This is a genomic window from Opitutaceae bacterium TAV5 (genome assembly GCA_000242935.3).
Classification (GTDB): domain Bacteria; phylum Verrucomicrobiota; class Verrucomicrobiia; order Opitutales; family Opitutaceae; genus Geminisphaera.
On sequence record CP007053.1, the window covers coordinates 5,350,592 to 5,367,196 of the forward strand.

Annotated in this window: 12 protein-coding genes; 9 read left to right on the forward strand and 3 right to left on the reverse strand. The window is 64.3% G+C overall.

The window, feature by feature from the left end:
- Nucleotides 1–30: 30 nt before the first annotated feature.
- The 6 genes from OPIT5_22740 (at nucleotide 31) to OPIT5_22770 (ending at nucleotide 10,117) form a co-directional block, all read left to right on the forward strand.
- Nucleotides 31–2,901 (forward strand): glycoside hydrolase, encoded by a 2,871-nt coding sequence (locus OPIT5_22740; GenBank protein ID AHF92622.1) that lies wholly within the window; start codon nucleotides 31–33, stop codon nucleotides 2,899–2,901.
- Nucleotides 2,902–3,032: 131 nt separating this feature from the next.
- Nucleotides 3,033–3,521 carry a glyoxalase gene (locus OPIT5_22745; protein AHF92623.1) on the forward strand — a complete coding sequence of 163 codons (489 nt, stop codon included), beginning with the start codon at nucleotides 3,033–3,035 and terminating at the stop codon, nucleotides 3,519–3,521.
- A 96-nt stretch (nucleotides 3,522–3,617) separates the two neighbouring features.
- Entirely contained in the window at nucleotides 3,618–4,199 is a 582-nt protein-coding gene (locus tag OPIT5_22750; GenBank protein AHF92624.1) for a hypothetical protein, read from the forward strand.
- A gap of 281 nt (nucleotides 4,200–4,480) precedes the next feature.
- Nucleotides 4,481–6,337, forward strand: a complete 1,857-nt coding sequence (locus OPIT5_22760; protein ID AHF92625.1) for an oligoendopeptidase F — start codon at nucleotides 4,481–4,483, stop codon at nucleotides 6,335–6,337.
- A 151-nt stretch (nucleotides 6,338–6,488) separates the two neighbouring features.
- Nucleotides 6,489–8,333, forward strand: a complete 1,845-nt coding sequence (locus OPIT5_22765) for a precorrin-3B synthase (protein AHF92626.1) — start codon at nucleotides 6,489–6,491, stop codon at nucleotides 8,331–8,333.
- Nucleotides 8,330–10,117, forward strand: a complete 1,788-nt coding sequence (locus OPIT5_22770) for a hypothetical protein (GenBank protein ID AHF92627.1) — start codon at nucleotides 8,330–8,332, stop codon at nucleotides 10,115–10,117. Before OPIT5_22765 ends, OPIT5_22770 begins: the two co-directional genes overlap by 4 nt.
- Nucleotides 10,118–10,134: 17 nt before the next feature.
- Here OPIT5_22770 and OPIT5_22775 read toward each other — a convergent pair whose 3' ends face one another.
- Nucleotides 10,135–11,991, reverse strand: coding sequence for a chloride channel protein (locus tag OPIT5_22775; GenBank protein ID AHF92628.1), 1,857 nt, complete (start codon nucleotides 11,989–11,991; stop codon nucleotides 10,135–10,137).
- 60 nt (nucleotides 11,992–12,051) lie between these two features.
- On the reverse strand, nucleotides 12,052–12,546 hold the full coding sequence (locus OPIT5_22780) for a membrane protein (GenBank protein AHF92629.1): 495 nt from the start codon (nucleotides 12,544–12,546) through the stop codon (nucleotides 12,052–12,054).
- Nucleotides 12,547–12,762: 216 nt separating this feature from the next.
- Between OPIT5_22780 and OPIT5_22785 the strand changes: the two genes are divergently transcribed.
- Nucleotides 12,763–12,912 carry a hypothetical protein gene (locus OPIT5_22785; GenBank protein ID AHF94650.1) on the forward strand — a complete coding sequence of 50 codons (150 nt, stop codon included), beginning with the start codon at nucleotides 12,763–12,765 and terminating at the stop codon, nucleotides 12,910–12,912.
- Between the two features lie 239 nt (nucleotides 12,913–13,151).
- On the opposite strand, the gene OPIT5_22790 is transcribed toward OPIT5_22785, so the two are convergent.
- Nucleotides 13,152–14,153, reverse strand: a complete 1,002-nt coding sequence (locus OPIT5_22790) for a LacI family transcription regulator (protein AHF92630.1) — start codon at nucleotides 14,151–14,153, stop codon at nucleotides 13,152–13,154.
- A 323-nt stretch (nucleotides 14,154–14,476) separates the two neighbouring features.
- On the opposite strand from OPIT5_22790, the gene OPIT5_22795 reads away from it, so the two are divergent.
- On the forward strand, nucleotides 14,477–15,394 hold the full coding sequence (locus OPIT5_22795; protein AHF92631.1) for a nucleoside hydrolase: 918 nt from the start codon (nucleotides 14,477–14,479) through the stop codon (nucleotides 15,392–15,394).
- 170 nt (nucleotides 15,395–15,564) lie between these two features.
- Nucleotides 15,565–16,563: a ribokinase gene (locus tag OPIT5_22800; protein AHF92632.1), complete on the forward strand. Its 999-nt coding sequence runs from the start codon at nucleotides 15,565–15,567 to the stop codon at nucleotides 16,561–16,563.
- The last annotated feature ends 42 nt before the right edge of the window (nucleotides 16,564–16,605 follow it).

The following is a 16,605-nucleotide window of genomic DNA, read 5'->3' on the forward strand; positions in this document are numbered from 1 at the left end:
TCAATTTCGCTCGCGATATCTTTTTCCCTTATGTCGACCCGGAACACACCCGAAACACCCGTTTCCCGCGCCTCCATCCGCCGCGTCCATTACGTGCTCAGCACGCACTGGGACCGCGAGTGGTATCAGACGTTTCAGGACTTCCGTCGGAGGCTGGTGCGCCTCCTCGACCGTGTGCTCGACGATCTCGAAAGCGGTGCGCTGCGCGGGCCGTTCACCACCGACGGGCAGTCGATCATCCTCGACGACTACCTCGAAATCCGCCCCGAACGCCGCGCGCAGATCGAACGCTTCGCGCGCGACGGACGACTCAAGATCGGCCCGTGGTATGTGTTGCCCGACGAATGGCTGGTCTCCGGCGAGTCGATTATCCGCAACCTCCGCCTCGGTCGTAAACAGGCGCGTGACTTCGGCGGCACGCCTTCGGACGCCGGCTTCGTCTGCGACCTTTTCGGGCACATCGGCCAGTTGCCGCAGATTCTCGGGAATTTCGGCATTCGCGGCGCGCTCGTCTGGCGCGGCCTCGAACCGCGCCAGACCGCTCATCTTTCCTGGCGCGGCTCGGACGGAACCCCGATTCCTGCCTACCGTTTCGGACGCGCCGGTTATTGTGACTATAGCTGGGATGTGCGGCGCTCGACAGAGCATGCCGCGAAGTTCGATCCGGAGACCGCGCCGCTCGACCTGCGCGCGTTTCTCGACAAGGAGGCCGCCCGCACCCACCCGGCGCTTCCGCTGATCGTCTTCGACGGTGGCGACCATCTCGAATACGACTCCGACCATTACTCGCTCCTCTTTGCCCGGGATCCGTCACCGGATTTTCCCTACGCCATCACGCATTCCACGCTCGATGCCTGGATTGACGACTGGCGCGCGTGTGCAGCCGCCTGTCCCGAAGCGGTCGCCGATACCGTGACCGGCGAGTTGCGCGAACCTTCACGTTCTCCCGGTCAGGCCGACCAGCAATGGCTCATCCCCGGCATCCTCTCCAGCCGCGTGTGGATCAAGCAACAAAACGCCGAGTGTCAGACGCTCCTCACGCAATGGGCCGAGCCGTTTGCCGCGCTCGCTGCTGCGCTCACCGGAGCGCCCACCCCGACGGCTTACCTCGACACCGCCTGGCGCTGGCTGCTGCAAAATCACCCGCACGACTCCATCTGCGGATGCAGCATCGACGAAGTGCACGAGGACATGAAATACCGCTTTGCGCAGTGCCGCCAGATCGCCACTGCGCAAACCGACGAATCGCTTCACCTCCTCGCTGCCTCCGTTCCGGGAGAACTCACGGCGCAGGAGCTCCGTGTTCTCGTCGCCAACCCGCTGCCACGTCCGCTCGACGAGCCCGTGGATATCACCCTCCACATCCCTGCCGGGTGGGGATGTTTCCAGGAGTTTTTTGGCTTCGAGCCCAAACCGGCCTTCCGCATCCATGATGCCGACGGTAACGAACTCCCGTATCAGCTTCTCGCGCAGGACATGGTGCGGACGAAGCTGCGCATCAGCCCGATCAAGTATCCAGAAGCTTATAAAACCAACGATGTCACCGTTTGCGTCCGTCTTCGCCTGCCCGCTCTCGGCTACACTACGCTCACCGTGCGGGAAGGCATTTACGATGAACCCGCCCCGCGCAGTCCGGTTGCCCGCGGTGTCCATCCCGTCCGCCACCCTGCCTCGCCGGGCCTCGTCACCGGCGAATGTTCGATGGCGAACGAATACCTCGCTGTCGCCATCGAATCCAACGGGACGCTTGCCGTGACGGACAAACGCACCGGGCAAACCTATACGCGCCTGCTGACATTCGAGGACGTTGCCGATATCGGCGATGGCTGGTATCACGGCCAGCCGGTGAACGACCAGCGGTTTGCCTCCAGCGCCGCCGCGGCGGATGTGGCGCTCATTCACGACGGTCCGCTCCTCGCGCAATTCCGCGTCCGGACAACGCTCCGCCTCCCGGCCGAATTCCGGTTCGATTCCCGGACGCGCTCCGAAGACCTCATCCCGCTCACCCTCGATACACGGGTCGCGCTTCGCGCCGGCAGCGATCGCATCGAGGTGTGTACGGAGATCGACAATACGATAAAAGATCACCGCCTCCGTGTGCTTTTCCCCACCGGTGCCGGCGCCGCCACCCATTATCTGTCCGATGGCGCATTCGATGTGGTCGAGCGTCCGGTCGCGCCACCTGCGGACAACCACCTCGCCCGCGAACTCGCCGTCGAGACGACGCCGCAACAAACCTGGACAGCGGTCGTCAACCCGGCCGCCGATCCTGCGAACGGCGGCGATGTTCCGGCATCCGCGCCGCGCGGCCTCGCGATCATCAGCACCGGCTTGATGGAGAGTGCGGTTCGCGACCAGCCGGGGCGCCCGATTGCGCTCACGCTTCTGCGCGCCACCCGGCGCACGGTGTTCACCGATGGACAGCCCGCCGGCCAACTCTCCGGGCGCCACGTCTTCCGTTACTGGATTATCCCGCAGGCCACCGCGACACCTGACCGCCGCGCGCTCTGCGAAGCCGGCCAGCAGCTCGCTGCCGGCTTCCGTACCGCGCAGCTGCGCGCTCCGGATTTATTGCTTTATCGCCGCAAGGATCAGGGGCCGGATCGCACCGCGCCTGTCACGGGTTCGCTGTTCGCGGTGAAGGGCACCGCCGTCGTGACCAGCGCCCGCGAGGTCACCGGAGCTTTCGAAGTGCGCTTCTTCAACCCGGATGTGGCTCCGGCAAAAGCCTCCCTTGCGTTTGCCGCGAAGTTCGCCGGGGCCACCGTGACACGCGTCGATTTCGAGAGCACTCCGCTCGCCGTGCCCGCATTGCCGGTTGTTTCCCTGGACATTGCTTCACCCACGCTCGAATTCACGCTCGGGCCGAAGGAAATCGTGGCGCTGCGGATTGCAAAATGACAGCGGTGGTCTGCAGGGTGCCGGACAACCGGGCATGAACCGGAAGCGTGCGGGTGAATGACCTGGCCGGACTCACATCACCCCGCCGCAAGATTTGCACTTCGCCGCCTTCCCGCAGAGACTATGGGTGTATGAATATCCAGCCTGTCGATCCGGGGGTTCGTATCGGCCACGTCCATCTCAAGGTTGCCGATCTCGATCGCGCATTACGATTTTACTGCGGAGTGCTCGGTTTCGAAATCGTGCAACGCTATGGATCGCAGGCGGCGTTCATCTCGGCGGGCGGCTATCATCATCACATCGGCCTCAATACCTGGGAGAGCCGCGGCGGTTCGCCTCCGGCACGGGGTACGACCGGGCTTTATCATCTCGCGATTCTTTACCCCACACGGGCGGCGCTGGGGGATGCATTGCGTCGCCTCGTTGCGGCGAATGTCCCGCTCGATGGTGCGAGCGATCACGGAGTGAGCGAAGCGCTCTATCTGCGTGATCCCGATGAAAATGGCGTGGAACTCTACCGGGACCGCCCGCCGGAGGAATGGCCGCGCACCGCTGAAGGCGAACTGGCGATGGTCACGGAGCCGCTGGATTTGCAGGCGCTGATCCGGGAGGGCGCCTGAGGATTTCGGGGGATTGACGCCGGCGGACCGATTTCAATCCGTCCGTGATTTCGTCCGTGCCAGACTCGCCTCTTCCCGTTTGAAATACCGGCTGTGATGCGTTCTCCGATTCTCCTGTTCCGTTCCGTGGCCCCCGTGATTCTCCTTGCCGGCCTGGCGGTGATCTCGCTGGGCGGCTTTGCCGGCTGTGCCAGTTCCTCAAAAAAAACAGTCGAACCGGCCGGTCCGCGCATCGGACCTCCCGCGCAGGCGGTGATCGGTCGCGTCGTGTCGGTGGACCTGCAAGGCGGCCTGGCCGTAGTGCGCCTCGTGCCGCAGCCCGACCTCCCGCTGTTTTTCGAAAACCTGCCGCTTGTCTCCCGGGGCGACGATCTCCGCCCCACCGCGAAGCTGACCGGGTCGCGCCAGCGGCAGGGCAACATCATCGGCACGTACATCGCCGCCGGCCGTCCGCGCGTGGAGGACGAGGTGATTCTCGAACTCAAACCGAAGGACGACTCGTTCGCGTCTCCGGCATCTCCACCTTCACCCCGGCCCGCGCCGCCTCGCCCCCCGGCTCCCGTCCCGCCCCCTGTCCGTGCCTACCCCGCCGACATGCCGGTTTCGATCGCCGTCCCGGTGCCGCTCCCTCCGCCGGAACCGCCCCCGTCTGCCGCTCCGGCTGGCGACCGCCGTTGATCCTGCCTGTTTTTTGTACCGACTCCGCCCTTGGCCCGGAGATCGGGCATCTCCGTGGCCGTATTCACGCCTTTGTCCGGCACCGTCTGATGTTTTTGATCTTACACAAAGATCGCGAAGAACGCGAAGTTTCGGGCAACCGGATCCTTGCGCTCTTTGTGACCTTTGTGTAAAAACCCGGAGATTCGGGGACGCCGGTATCAGCGTCAAAAGTCGTCCCGAAGAAAATTACATCTGGCTCAAGGCGGGTTTTTTCTGGTGAAGTTTCTGTTCTATTCATCATGCCAGACTCCGCTCGCTTCCTGTCCACCTCCGCCAAACCCGCAACCCGTGACCGCGCTCAAATCGCCGACGAGTACAAGTGGGATTTTTCTCCTCTCTATCCGTCCTGGAAGAACTGGGAGGCCGGCGTGAAAGACATGGAGGCAAAGTCGGACGCCTTTGTCGCGCTCAAGGGCACGCTCGCCACCGGCCCTGACGCCGTTCTCAAGGCGTACGAACTCTTCGACGAGATCGGCATCCTCCAGTATCGGCTTTTCCGTTACCCGCAGCTCCAGCGCGACGTCGATACGCGTGATCAGGCCGTCTCCGGCCGCCTCCAGCAGGTGCAGGCGGTCTTCGCGCGTTTCGGCACCGCCACCTCCTGGTTTACGCCCGAACTCCTGACCGTCCCCGAAACAACCATCCGCCAGTGGATCGACGACACGCCTGCACTCGGCATCTACCGGTTCCCGATCCTCGACACCTATCGCCAGCAAAAGCATGTCCTCGATGAAAAAGGCGAAAAACTCCTTTCGTTTTCCACACGCTTCGGCCAGACGCCGCGCTCCGTCTACACCGAGCTGAGCACCGCCGACATCCGGTTCCCCAAAGTCACCTTCAGCAATGGTGTCGAGACCACGCTTTCGCCCGCCGTTTACCAGGCCACGCTCGCCACCAACCGCAATCAGGCCGACCGCCGTCTCGCCTTCGAAAACTACCTGCAAACCTATGCGGCCAACCGGCACACCTACGCGGCGATCTACCGCGGCACGCTCGAACGGGGCTGGTTCTACGCCCAGGCCCGCGATTATCCCGACACGCTCGCCGCCGCGCTCGACGGCAACGCCATCCCGACCGGTGTTTACACCACGCTCGTCGAAACCGTCCGCGCCGGCACGGCGCCGCTGCAACGCTACCTGCGCCTCCGCCGGCGCATTCTCGGGCTGGAGGAATATCACCTTTACGACGGCAGCATCGCGCTGCTGAAGGACGACACCGTATGGCCTTATGCCGAAGCGCGGGACCGCGTCCTCGCCTCGGTTGCGCCCCTCGGCGCGGAGTACCGGCAAAAGACGGGCGAGTTGCTCGACGGACGCCGGATCGACGTTTACGAAAACGAAGGCAAACGCTCCGGCGCGTACAGCGCGGGCGTGTACGGCGTGGGCCCGTATGTGCTGATGAATTACAACGACACGCTCGACGCGCTTTTTACCTTTGCGCACGAGATGGGCCACGCCATGCACACGCGGCTCTCCGAGGAGTCGCAGCCCTTTGTCACGCACGACTACACGATCTTCGTCGCCGAGGTCGCCTCGACGATCAACGAACGGCTCCTGCTGGACAGCCTGCTGGCGGAAACGGCCGACCCGAAGGCGCGCTTCCTCCTGCTCCAGCACGCGGTCGACCAGATTGTCGGCACATTTTACACGCAGGTGCTCTTCGCCGATTTCGAGCGCCGCGCTCACGAGCGGATCGAAAAGGGGGAACCGGTGACGGCGGATGTCCTCTGCGAAATCTACGCCGGCCTGCTGCAGGATTATTACGGCGACGCGATCGCGCCGGACGATCTCTACAAGTTCACCTGGGCGCGTATCCCGCACTTTTACAACTCTCCGTATTATGTTTATCAGTACGCCACCTGTTTCGCCTCGTCGGCGCATCTCTATGCGGCGATGACGACCGGCACGCCGGCAGGGCGGGCGGCGGCGACGGAGCGTTACCTGACGCTTCTGCGCAGCGGCGGCAACGACCATCCCGTGGAGCAGTTGAAACGAGCCGGCGTGGATCTCACGAAACGCGAGACTGTACAGGCCGTTATTGATCAGATGGACGCACTGGTGACGCAACTGGAGGCCGAAGCCGCGCTGATTCCGTAGCAAGGTCACCGCGCCGTCCCTGGTCGCGCCGGCTTCAAAAGGGGGTATCCCGGAATGATGAGGTCTTCGCATCATTCTGAAAAAACAGATTCACGCTGACGATTCATCCGGATGGGTCGGTGGCATCACGACTGCTGAATTTGCAGGCAAGATGAACACCACTGTCCCGACACCCGACACCGCCGGCTTCTCTGCCGGACAGAAAGAGTACTTGCAGGGTTTTATGGCCGGCGTCGCCGCATCCGGCCAGTTTCCTTTCGCGGGCCACACCGCGGGCGGGCAGATCACCGCCAGCCCTGTCCATTCGGCCACCGGAAACCTTGCGACGCCGCCTCCCGAAGATACCGGGCCCACGGTTTTCGGCACGCCGCTTGGCGAGCTCTGCAAACCCGAACGCTGGAAATACGAACAAAATCCGCTCGATATCTGGGACAAGCTCGTGGCCCACGCCGAGGCCGACACCTTCCCGGACGAGGCCGACGTGTTCCGGTTCAAGTTTCATGGTCTTTTCCACGTCGCGCCGACACAGGACAGTTTTATGCTGCGACTGCGGCTTCCCGCCGGGGAACTCACCTCGGTGCAGTTGCACGGCCTCGCCGATATGGCGGCGGAGTGGGGCGGCGGCTACAGCCACATCACCACGCGGGCGAATTTGCAGATCCGCGAGTTTCGTCCGCGTGATATCGTCAAGGTGCTCACGCGTCTGCAGGAACTCGGCCTGACCTCCCGTGGCGCCGGCGCCGACAACGTCCGCAACATCACCGCCTCGCCCAACAGCGGTTTCGATCCTGACGAGCTGATCGACGTGCGCCCCTTCGCCCGCGGCCTGCATCACTACATCCTCAATCACCGCGACCTCTACGGGCTGCCACGCAAGTTCAACATCGCCTTCGACAACGGCGGTTCGCTCTGCGCCGCTGCCGATACCAACGACATCGGTTTTTTCGCCGTGCGTGTCACCGACGCCTCGCTGGCGCGCCATGCGGCCGCGACCGCCGCTGCTGCCACCGACTCCGCCGCGTCGCCGGCCGTCGTTCCCGGCGTCTACTTCCGCGTGCATCTCGGCGGGATCACCGGCCACCAGGATTTCGCGCGCGACACCGGCCTGTTGTTAAAACCCTCCGAAGTCGTCGCCGTGGCCGTGGCCATGCTGCGTGTTTTCAACGAGCAGGGCGACCGTACCAATCGCAAAAAGGCTCGCCTGAAATACCTGCTCGAACGCTGGGGCGTGGAAAAATTTGTCGAGGCAACGAGCAAGAAACTCGCTTTCCCGCTCGTCGTCTTGCCGTCCGAAGCGTGCGAGCCGCGCCGGCCGTTTGTGAAGCACGGCTGGGTGGGCGCCACGCCGCAGGCGCAGCCCGGGCTTCACTCCATCGGCCTCGTGGTGCCGGTCGGGCGTCTCACCGCCCGGCAGATGCACCGGCTCGCCGACCTCGCGGCCAACTACGGTTCAGGGAACATGCGCCTCACCGTCTGGCAAAACATCCTCATTCCGGATATTCCCGATTCGATGGTGGCGACCGCCAGCCGCAGTCTCGAGCGCGCCGGTTTTCCGGTGACGGCGTCGAGCCTCACTGCCGGCATCGTGGCCTGCACCGGCAACCGCGGCTGCAAATACTCGGCGGCCGATACCAAGGCCCACGCGATCGCACTCGGCCGCCATCTCGACAAGTGTGGCCTCGTCACCGAACAAGCCGTCAATTTCCACTTTACCGGCTGCCCTCACTCCTGCGCCCAGCATTACTGCGGCGATATCGGTTTCGTGGGGGCAAAACTCTCCGATGGCTCCGAAGGCTACCACATCGTCATCGGCGGGGGCATGGGTTCCGAGCAGGGCATCGCCCGGGAAATCTTCCGGGGCGTGCATCACGAGGAAGTTCCCGCCCTGGTCGAAAAAATTCTCCGCATGTGGGATGCCCGCCGCCAGTCCGGCGAATCCTTCGTCGCCTGGACCCGTCGCCACTCGCTTGGAGAACTTCAGGAAATGTTGTCATGACCACCGAACTACAAACGCACACTGCCGCGGTTGCCGTCGCCGCGCCCTCTCCGTCCCTGCCGGTCGCTATTCCCGCGCCACCGTATATCCCCGACTCCGCGCCGTTTTCCCCGGAGCAGCGCGCCTGGCTCAACGGGTTTCTTGCCGGTCTCTTTTCCCGCCAGCCGGCGACGCCGGCGGCGGATGCCGCCACCGCTACGACCGCCGCGCTGACCCCGCTCGGCATTCTTTACGGCTCGCAGACAGGCACCGCCGAGTCGCTTGCCCGGCAGGCCGCGAAAACGGCCGGCCAGCGCGGGTTTGCCGCCACCGTTTTCGACATGGCGGCGGTCACGCCCGCGCAACTCGCCCAGCATGCCAACCTCCTCATCATCACCAGCACCTATGGCGATGGCGAACCGCCCGACAACGCCCGCGCGCTTCACGACGCGCTGATGACTGACGCGATCCCCGGCACCTTGCCGGCGACGCTGCGCTTCAGCGTGTGCGGGCTCGGCGACAGCAACTACACGCTGTTTTGCCAATGTGCCAAGAATATCGATACCGCCCTCGAAAAACGCGGCGCCACCCGTGCCGCTCCGCGCGTGGAGTGCGACACGGATTACGAAACGGCTTTCGCCGCCTGGCTCGATGCCGCGCTCCCGGCCCTGAAGACGGAGGCCGCTCCTCTCCCCTTGCCGGCGGAGGCCGCCTCGGCGGCCGTGGAGAGTTTCGGGAAAAAGAACCCGTTCCCGGCCCGCGTTCTCACGGTGCGCAACCTCAACGGCGCGGGCTCTGCCAAGGAGGTCAACCACATCGAATTTTCACTTGAAGGCTCGGGCCTCGCCTATGAGCCGGGCGATGCGCTTGGTGTCATGCCACAAAATTGTCCCGATCTGGTTTCCGGCGTGCTGGCCGCGCTCGGTTGCGACGGCGAGGAGGCGGTGCCGACACCGGCTGGCGAGTTGCCGCTGCGCACTGCACTCGCCCGGCACTATGACCTGGGAAAACCGCCTGCCGCGCTGCTCGAATGGCTGGGCTTGTGCGGCGTGTCTGCGGCGCCGGCGCCGCACGATGTGCTCGACGCCTTGCGCGCCGCGCCTGCTCTCCCGGCCGGAGGAGCGGCGGCGTTTGCCGGCACCCTGCGCAAGCTCCAGCCGCGGCTCTACTCGATCTCGTCGTCGCCGAAGGCGCATCCCGGCCAGGTGCACCTCACGGTCGGCGTCGTCCGTTACGAAGCCGGCGGTATGCCGCGCAAGGGGGTGTGCTCCACCTTCCTTGCCGAGCGGGCGCTCGCCGCGGAGACGGTTGACGTGTTCGTGCACAGGAACAAGGCCTTCCGCCTGCCCGCCGCGCCGGCGACGCCGGTGATCATGATCGGGCCGGGCACGGGCATTGCGCCTTTCCGCGCGTTTCTGGAAGAGCGGCGCGTCTCTGGCGCCAGCGGAAAAAACTGGCTTTTCTTCGGCGACCGGAAAATCGAGACCGATTTTCTGTACCGTGACGAACTGCATGCATGGCGCGAGGAGGGACTGCTCACGCGACTGGAGACCGCGTTCTCGCGTGACCAGCCGGAAAAAATCTACGTGCAACACCGGATGCTGGAGCACGCCGCCGAATTCCATGCCTGGCTGGAAGCAGGGGCGCATCTCTACGTTTGCGGCGACGCGAACCGGATGGCGAAGGATGTGGACGTTGCGCTGCACGAGGTGATCTGCCGTGCCGGCGGCAAATCCGCCGACGAAGCCGTGGCGTATGTACAGGCGCTCAGGGCGGCGAAACGCTATCAGCGCGACGTGTATTGAACCCCCCGCCGGCTCTTTCAGGGGGTACCCTGTCGTTTCCCGAAACGTCGCGCCAGCCAGCCGGGCTCCGCCTCGAGATTCTCCCGCGAGCGGATACGCCGGGCAGACAACACCGCGCCGCGCCCGAGGTAACCGACCAGTTCCCGGGGATTGTGCCGGCTGACGACCGGCAGCCGGCCGATGTCGTGCGCATGCAGGCGCTCCACCGCGTCGTGCAGGGATTCGTCAGGCCAGGCGCAGACGGGAGAGGGGCTCATCGCCGCACGGACCTCCTTCTGCGCTTCGCCCCGTGCGACGGCGTCGAGCACATCGCGTCGTGTGATGATGCCCGCCAGCGTGCCATCGTCTTCCGTGACCAGCAGGGCCTGGTGGTGGCAGACCTCGGGATCGTTTGCTCCGATCCGGTCGGCCAGCTCGCCGGTTTTCATGCCGGCAAAAATTGTGCGGGGAACTTTTTCCATGACCTGCCCGACGGTCACGTGCGCAAACACGTCGGCATCGAATTCCGTCGGCACACGCACGCCGTTTTGCTCGACGGGGCTCGTCATGAGGGAGCGGGCCGAAAGCAGGCTGGCCGTCGCGAGTGCGGCGGTCGCGGCTGTCGCCACCGGCCAAAGCACGCCGGCCTGCTGGGTGATTTCCACCCCCAGCACGATCGAGGCGAAAAATGCCCGCGAGCCTCCGGCAAAAAAAGCCACCATGCCTGCCAGAGCCGCCAGTTGCGGCGACACGGGGCCGGCCGGCAGCCAGGAGCAACCCGCTGCCAGGATCACGCCCAGCCCGCCGCCGACCACCAGCATCGGGGCGAGCGTGCCGCCCGAGGTTCCGCTGCCGAGCGAAACGACCCACGCCACGAGTTTCAGACCGCAGACCAGGGCGATGGCGGCGAGTGTCAGATGGCCGGCGAGCAGGGAGCCGATCACATCATAACTGGCGCCGAACACCCGGGGCTCGATCCAGCCGATGACGCCGACGAGCAGCCCGCCAGTCACCGGCCGCCACATCCAGCTGACCGGCAACCGGGCAAAGAGGTGTTCCGTTCGATGGACAGCGGCGTTGGCAACCACTGCCAGCGCTCCCGCTGCGATTCCGATGACGGCAAACACCAGCAACGCGGCTGCCGGCGCGGATCCTGTATCCGGACGGCCCATCGCAAACAGCGCGGCCGGTTCTCCCCACGCAAAACGCAGCGCCTGCGCCGCCGCCGCGGCGATAGCCACCGGGATGACCGAGCGCGCGCGAAATTCGAACAACAGCAACTCCACCGCCAGCAGGGTGGCCGCCACCGGACTGCCGAAAATCGCCGTCATCGCGGCGGCGGCACCGGCCGCCAGCAATGTTTTCCGCTCGCCCGCGGTTATGGTCAGAAGCTGTCCGAGTAACGATCCGATCGCGCTGCCTGTGGCGATAACCGGCCCCTCTGCGCCATAGGGACCCCCGCTGCCGATGGAAACCACCGACGACAGCGGTTTCAGCAAGGCAACGCGCGGGGCGATGCGGCTGCGGTTGGCCAGCACCTGTTGCATCACTTCGGGAATGCCGTGGCCGAGAATCGCCCGTGATCCGAAGCGCGCCATCAGCGCGATGATTCCGCCGCCGGCGGCCGGGATCAGGATGACCCACGCTCCGCGGACATGGGCCGCCGCCGAAGTCCACTCTGTGGAAAAACGTCCGTAGAATGCCAGTTGGGTGAGCGCCGCGATCAGCACATGCAAGGCATGCGCAGCCAGAGTGGCGAAGCCGGCAATCAGAACGGAAAGCCCTGCGAAGAGCAGAAACCGGAGCGGACGAACGGAAACGGGCCGGGACGATGGATGGTCACTCATTGAGCGGATGGTCGCCGGGGAGACCGGCCTCCGGATTAATATCGTCAAACGATATAAATGCCAAGCGCCTGCCGGCTTTTCGCAAGGTGAGGTCCGGAGGAGGCAGGCTCATTCCGTCGCGATCTGCGCGGCCCGCCAGTAGTAGCGCGGGTAGCGGTGGTGGCGGGTGGTGCGGTGATAGAGGATGGCGAGCACGACCAGCGTCAGTGTCCCGGCCAGGGTGGAAAAGACAAGGAAACCCCAGGCGGGTTTGGCGAGAAAGACGATGATGGCATTCGAGCCGGCCGGCGGGTGCACGGTGCGCGTCAGCATCATGAAGCCGACGCCCAGGCCGGTTGCCACGCCCATCGCCCACCACTGCGGCCCGAAGCAGATGAGGCAGACCAGTGCGATGACCGACGCCGAGAGATGCCCGAGCACGACCGACCGCGGCTGCGAGAGCGGAGCTTCCGGCAGGGCGAAGAGCAGCAGGGCGGAAGCGCCGAACGAGCCGAGCAGCATGAGCTTCTCCGTATTGACGGAGACATAGGCCAGCGAGGAGATCGCGACGATGGTGCCAAGGGTGGCGAGAATGATCCGGGATTTGCGGAAGGCGGGCGGCATGAAAAAGGCGGTGATCAAAAGGGGCGGAACTTTCCGGACCAGCCGATTCCATCGTCTCACGATATAAATAAGATCATGTGATTGTCCGCCACCCCGGCGCAGGGTTTCCGCTGTTGGCAGCCAGGAGCAAGCGTCCGCCGGGCCGGACGGACACTGTTCCCGCAATCACGCGGCCAGACGACCGCCCGATCCGGAGTTACTTGATCCACGCGAACCATGCCCGCGGGCTGGAGTGTCGAAGTCTCCCTGCTGTTCGCCGCCATCGTCGATGCTACGAAAATCCCTGGTTATGATAAAATCACCGATCCCTCCCGGCAGGATTTTCACATCACGGCCTCCGGGCTCCGCACCAACTTCGCCCGCTAGTATCGCCCCGAAAACGCGCTCACTGTCTGGCGCGATCCGCAACGCTCACGCCCTCGAATTCGACCGCTTTGGCTGGTTGGTTTTCGAGCAGGCAAAACAACCCTGATTACTTTGGCAATGGCGTCATACCAATATCCCGAAGCCTTCGGATTTTTACACCAAGGCCACAAAGATCGTAAAGGATCACGGATGATATCCTTCGTGTCCTTTGCGACCTTTGTGTAAATCCCAACCCCGCTTCACGTCGAACCGCGGACGACCAGCTCCGGAGACAGCAGCACACTGACCGGCTCGCGGCCGGGCGTCTCGATACGCTGCAACAGCAACCGGGCGGCCTCGCTTCCTGCTTCACAGGCGGGCTGACGCACCACCGTAAGCGGCGGTGTGAAAACCGCGGCCAGCGGCAGATCATCGAAACAGATTACCGCGATCTGTTTGGGAATACGCAGGCCCCGCGCGCGGATCGTCTCCAGCATTCCCACCGCCATCATTCCGTTGGCCGCAAACAGGGCAGACGGCGGTTCGGCAAGCGAAAGGAGGGCATCCGCATGACGTCGCCCGCTTTCCTGTTTGTAGTCTCCGTGCCGCACCAGCCCCGTCTCGAACGGCAGTCCGGCCTGTTTCAGCGCCGCGCGGTAGCCGGCGACGCGGGCGCGGCTCGTCGAGGAATTGGCCGGGCCCGCGATCATCCCGATGCGCGTGTGTCCGCGCGCGACGAGATGCGCAGTCGCCTCGAACGCACCTTGTTTGTTATCCACCTCCACCTTGTCGAGCCTGGCGCCGGAGATCGAACGGTCGACGCAAACCACCGGCACGCCTTCTGCAGCAAATTCCAGCACGGCCGGGTCGTTCGCTTTCAGGGGCGGGATAATGATGCCGTCCACCGACTCGGCGCGCATCACGTCCAGGTAAAACCGTTCCTTCTCCGCGTCCTCGTCGTAGTTGCAAAGCAATACGGCAAAATTCGCCTGGCGGGCCGTGTCCTCCACGCCGCGCGCGATGTCGGCGAAAAACGGATTCCGGATGTTGGGAATGATCAGCCCGATGAGGTGACAGTTCCCTCCGCTGCGCAGCCGGCGGGCCACGCGGTTGGGCTTGTAGCCCATCCGGCGCATCACGTCGCGAATGCGCGCGCGCGTCTCCTCGCTGATCCGGCCCGTGTCGTTGATCGTTCGCGAGACGCTGGAAATCGAGACGCCCGCCTGCCGGGCCACCTCTGTCAGATTCACGTTTGGCTGCATTCGGGCGTGGACATTAGGACAAACCTTTTTCTGCCGACGAGTCTTGTTTTGGCCGCGAAACGCGTGGAGAAAAACCCGAATGGCCACAAAATGTCATTTTGTCCGGCGAGAATCTTCCGCGCGCTTATAAGCGCGATGAAGCGTTTCATGCGCGGCGCGTTCCTTTGTGTTTTTTGTGGCTATTGCTTGTCGGAGCGGCGGGGACGCCGCCGCTCCAATGCCCCGGAGCTTGCCCTGGAAATCTTTACTCACGGTTAAATTGAGAAAACGTTTGCTCAATCCGTGGGATTTCACCTTTCTTCCATCGACCCGAATCCCTGCCCATGACTGAAAAACTTCTCCTCGACACCGACATCGGCTCCGATGTGGACGACGCCGTCTGCCTCGCCTGGCTGCTCCTCGAACCGGCCTGCGAACTGCTCGGCATCACCACCGTTACCGGCGACACGGCAGCCCGTGCCGCGCTCGCTGATGCCCTGTGCCGGCGTACGGGGAAAGCCGGAATTCCTGTCTATCCCGGCCTCGCCAAACCGCTGCTTCTGCCGGAAAGCCGCCAACCCCGCGTGCCGCAGGCCACTATCCTGGCGGAGGGTAAATGGCCGCACACACCCGCCGGCGATTTTCCGAAGCACGAGGCGATCCGGTTCCTCCAGCAAACCATCCGCGCTCACCCCGGCGAGGTGACGCTCCTCGCTATCGGCCCGCTGACCAACATTGGCGCCCTTTTCACCATCGACCCGGAAATTCCCTCGCTTCTGAAATCGCTCGTCATCATGGGGGGCAACTTCACGCCCACCCGCTGGCTCGGCAGCTATGGCGCCGGGCGCTGTGAGTGGAATATCGTCAACGATCCGCATGCCGCCGAAATCGTCTACCGCGCCCGGGTTCCGCGGCACCGCTCCGTCGGCATCGACGTGACTTCCCGCGTGAACATGAAACCCGACGAAGTGCGTGAAAAATTTCGCCGTCCCGGTCTCGACCTCGTGCTCGATATGGCCAGGGTCTGGTTCGATGGCGGACGCGACGAGATCACCTTCCATGATCCGCTTGCCGCCGTGACCATTTTCGAGCCCGACCTCTGCACCTGGGAACAAGGCAACGTGAACATCGTCACCGATGGACTCATGGAGGGCTACACGCTTTTCAATCCCGACGTCGCCCCCGCCGAAGCCTTGCATGAAGTCGCCAGCGAGGTAGACGAGGAGCGATTCTTCACCCGTTATTTCAAGAACTTCGCCTGATTCCGGAAAACAATCCGGCGGGACCGCTAAAATACGCTAAAGAACGCTAAAATAAAAGACAGGGAGGCCCCCTGATCCGGTTGAATGAGGAGGGAGCGGCTGATGCAGCCTGCTCCGAATGCTTTTTTAGCGTTTTTCAGCGTATTTTAGCGGTTCCTTCCTGCCTTTTTATGTCCGTCGCCAACACCACCCGCCATGCCGTTGCCATCGTCGGCTCCGCCAACATGGATCTTTCGATTCCCGTCACCTGTCTGCCTCGCACCGGTGAGACCATTCTGGGGGGTGACATGACGACCAATCCGGGCGGCAAGGGAGCGAACCAGGCGGTCGCCGCCCAGCGCGCCGCCAGCCGGCCCGGCTTTTGCCGCTTCGTCGGGCGCGTGGGCGATGATGTATTCGGACGGCAGTTACGGAACGCCCTCGACGCCGATTCCGTCGACACCGCTGCGCTACTGACCACGCCGGGCGCTCCCAGCGGGACAGCCGCCATCATGGTCAATCCCGAGGGAGACAACGCCATCGTTGTTTCTCCGGGCGCCAATGCCCGCCTCACGCCGGCCGACATCGCGGGAGTACGCGAGGCGATCACGACTGCGGCCGTTCTCACGGTGCAGCTCGAAGTGCCGTTCGACACCGTGGCCGCCGCGCTCTCGCTCGCGCGCGAGGCGGGCGTGCTCACGATCCTCGATCCCGCTCCGGCTCCCCAACCCGCATCGGCCGGGGCGCTCGCCACACTTCCCGACGCGCTCTGGCAGGTTGACATTTTTTCGCCCAACCAGAGCGAGGCCCGGCTTTTGACCGGCATCGCCGTTGACGACCTCGATTCGGCACGGGCCGCGGGGGAACGTCTGCTGCAATTCGGTCCCAAAACCGTTGTCCTCAAGCTCGGCGGACTCGGCGCGGCCATCATCACCGCTGCGCCGTCCGGAGGCGGTCAGGGCGGAAATGCTCCCGTCTTCACGCATATTCCCGCCATCCGCATTCCGGCCGTGGTGGATACGACGGCGGCGGGCGACACGTTCACCGGGGCTCTCGCCACTGCCTTGGCCGAAGGACGTTCGTTGGCCGAGGCGGTGCGCTTCGCCGGCATCGCCGGGTCGCTCGCCTGCACCGTTCGCGGAGCCCAGTCGGCCATCCCTCATCGGCGGGATATCCTGGCTCGCCTGTGAGATTTGTCTGGCGCGGTTTTCAAATGCGATGCTTCGCGACAT

Bases quoted from the DNA above. Each gene is read 5' to 3' on its own strand.
- OPIT5_22740 (AHF92622.1), top strand. From the start codon at position 31: ATGTCGACCCGGAACACACCCGAAACACCCGTTTCCCGCGCCTCCATC.
- OPIT5_22745 (AHF92623.1), top strand. From the start codon at position 3,033: ATGAATATCCAGCCTGTCGATCCGGGGGTTCGTATCGGCCACGTCCAT.
- OPIT5_22750 (AHF92624.1), top strand. From the start codon at position 3,618: ATGCGTTCTCCGATTCTCCTGTTCCGTTCCGTGGCCCCCGTGATTCTC.
- OPIT5_22760 (AHF92625.1), top strand. From the start codon at position 4,481: ATGCCAGACTCCGCTCGCTTCCTGTCCACCTCCGCCAAACCCGCAACC.
- OPIT5_22765 (AHF92626.1), top strand. From the start codon at position 6,489: ATGAACACCACTGTCCCGACACCCGACACCGCCGGCTTCTCTGCCGGA.
- OPIT5_22770 (AHF92627.1), top strand. From the start codon at position 8,330: ATGACCACCGAACTACAAACGCACACTGCCGCGGTTGCCGTCGCCGCG.
- OPIT5_22780 (AHF92629.1), bottom strand. From the start codon at position 12,546: ATGCCGCCCGCCTTCCGCAAATCCCGGATCATTCTCGCCACCCTTGGC.
- OPIT5_22785 (AHF94650.1), top strand. From the start codon at position 12,763: ATGCCCGCGGGCTGGAGTGTCGAAGTCTCCCTGCTGTTCGCCGCCATC.
- OPIT5_22790 (AHF92630.1), bottom strand. From the start codon at position 14,153: ATGCAGCCAAACGTGAATCTGACAGAGGTGGCCCGGCAGGCGGGCGTC.
- OPIT5_22795 (AHF92631.1), top strand. From the start codon at position 14,477: ATGACTGAAAAACTTCTCCTCGACACCGACATCGGCTCCGATGTGGAC.
- OPIT5_22800 (AHF92632.1), top strand. From the start codon at position 15,565: ATGTCCGTCGCCAACACCACCCGCCATGCCGTTGCCATCGTCGGCTCC.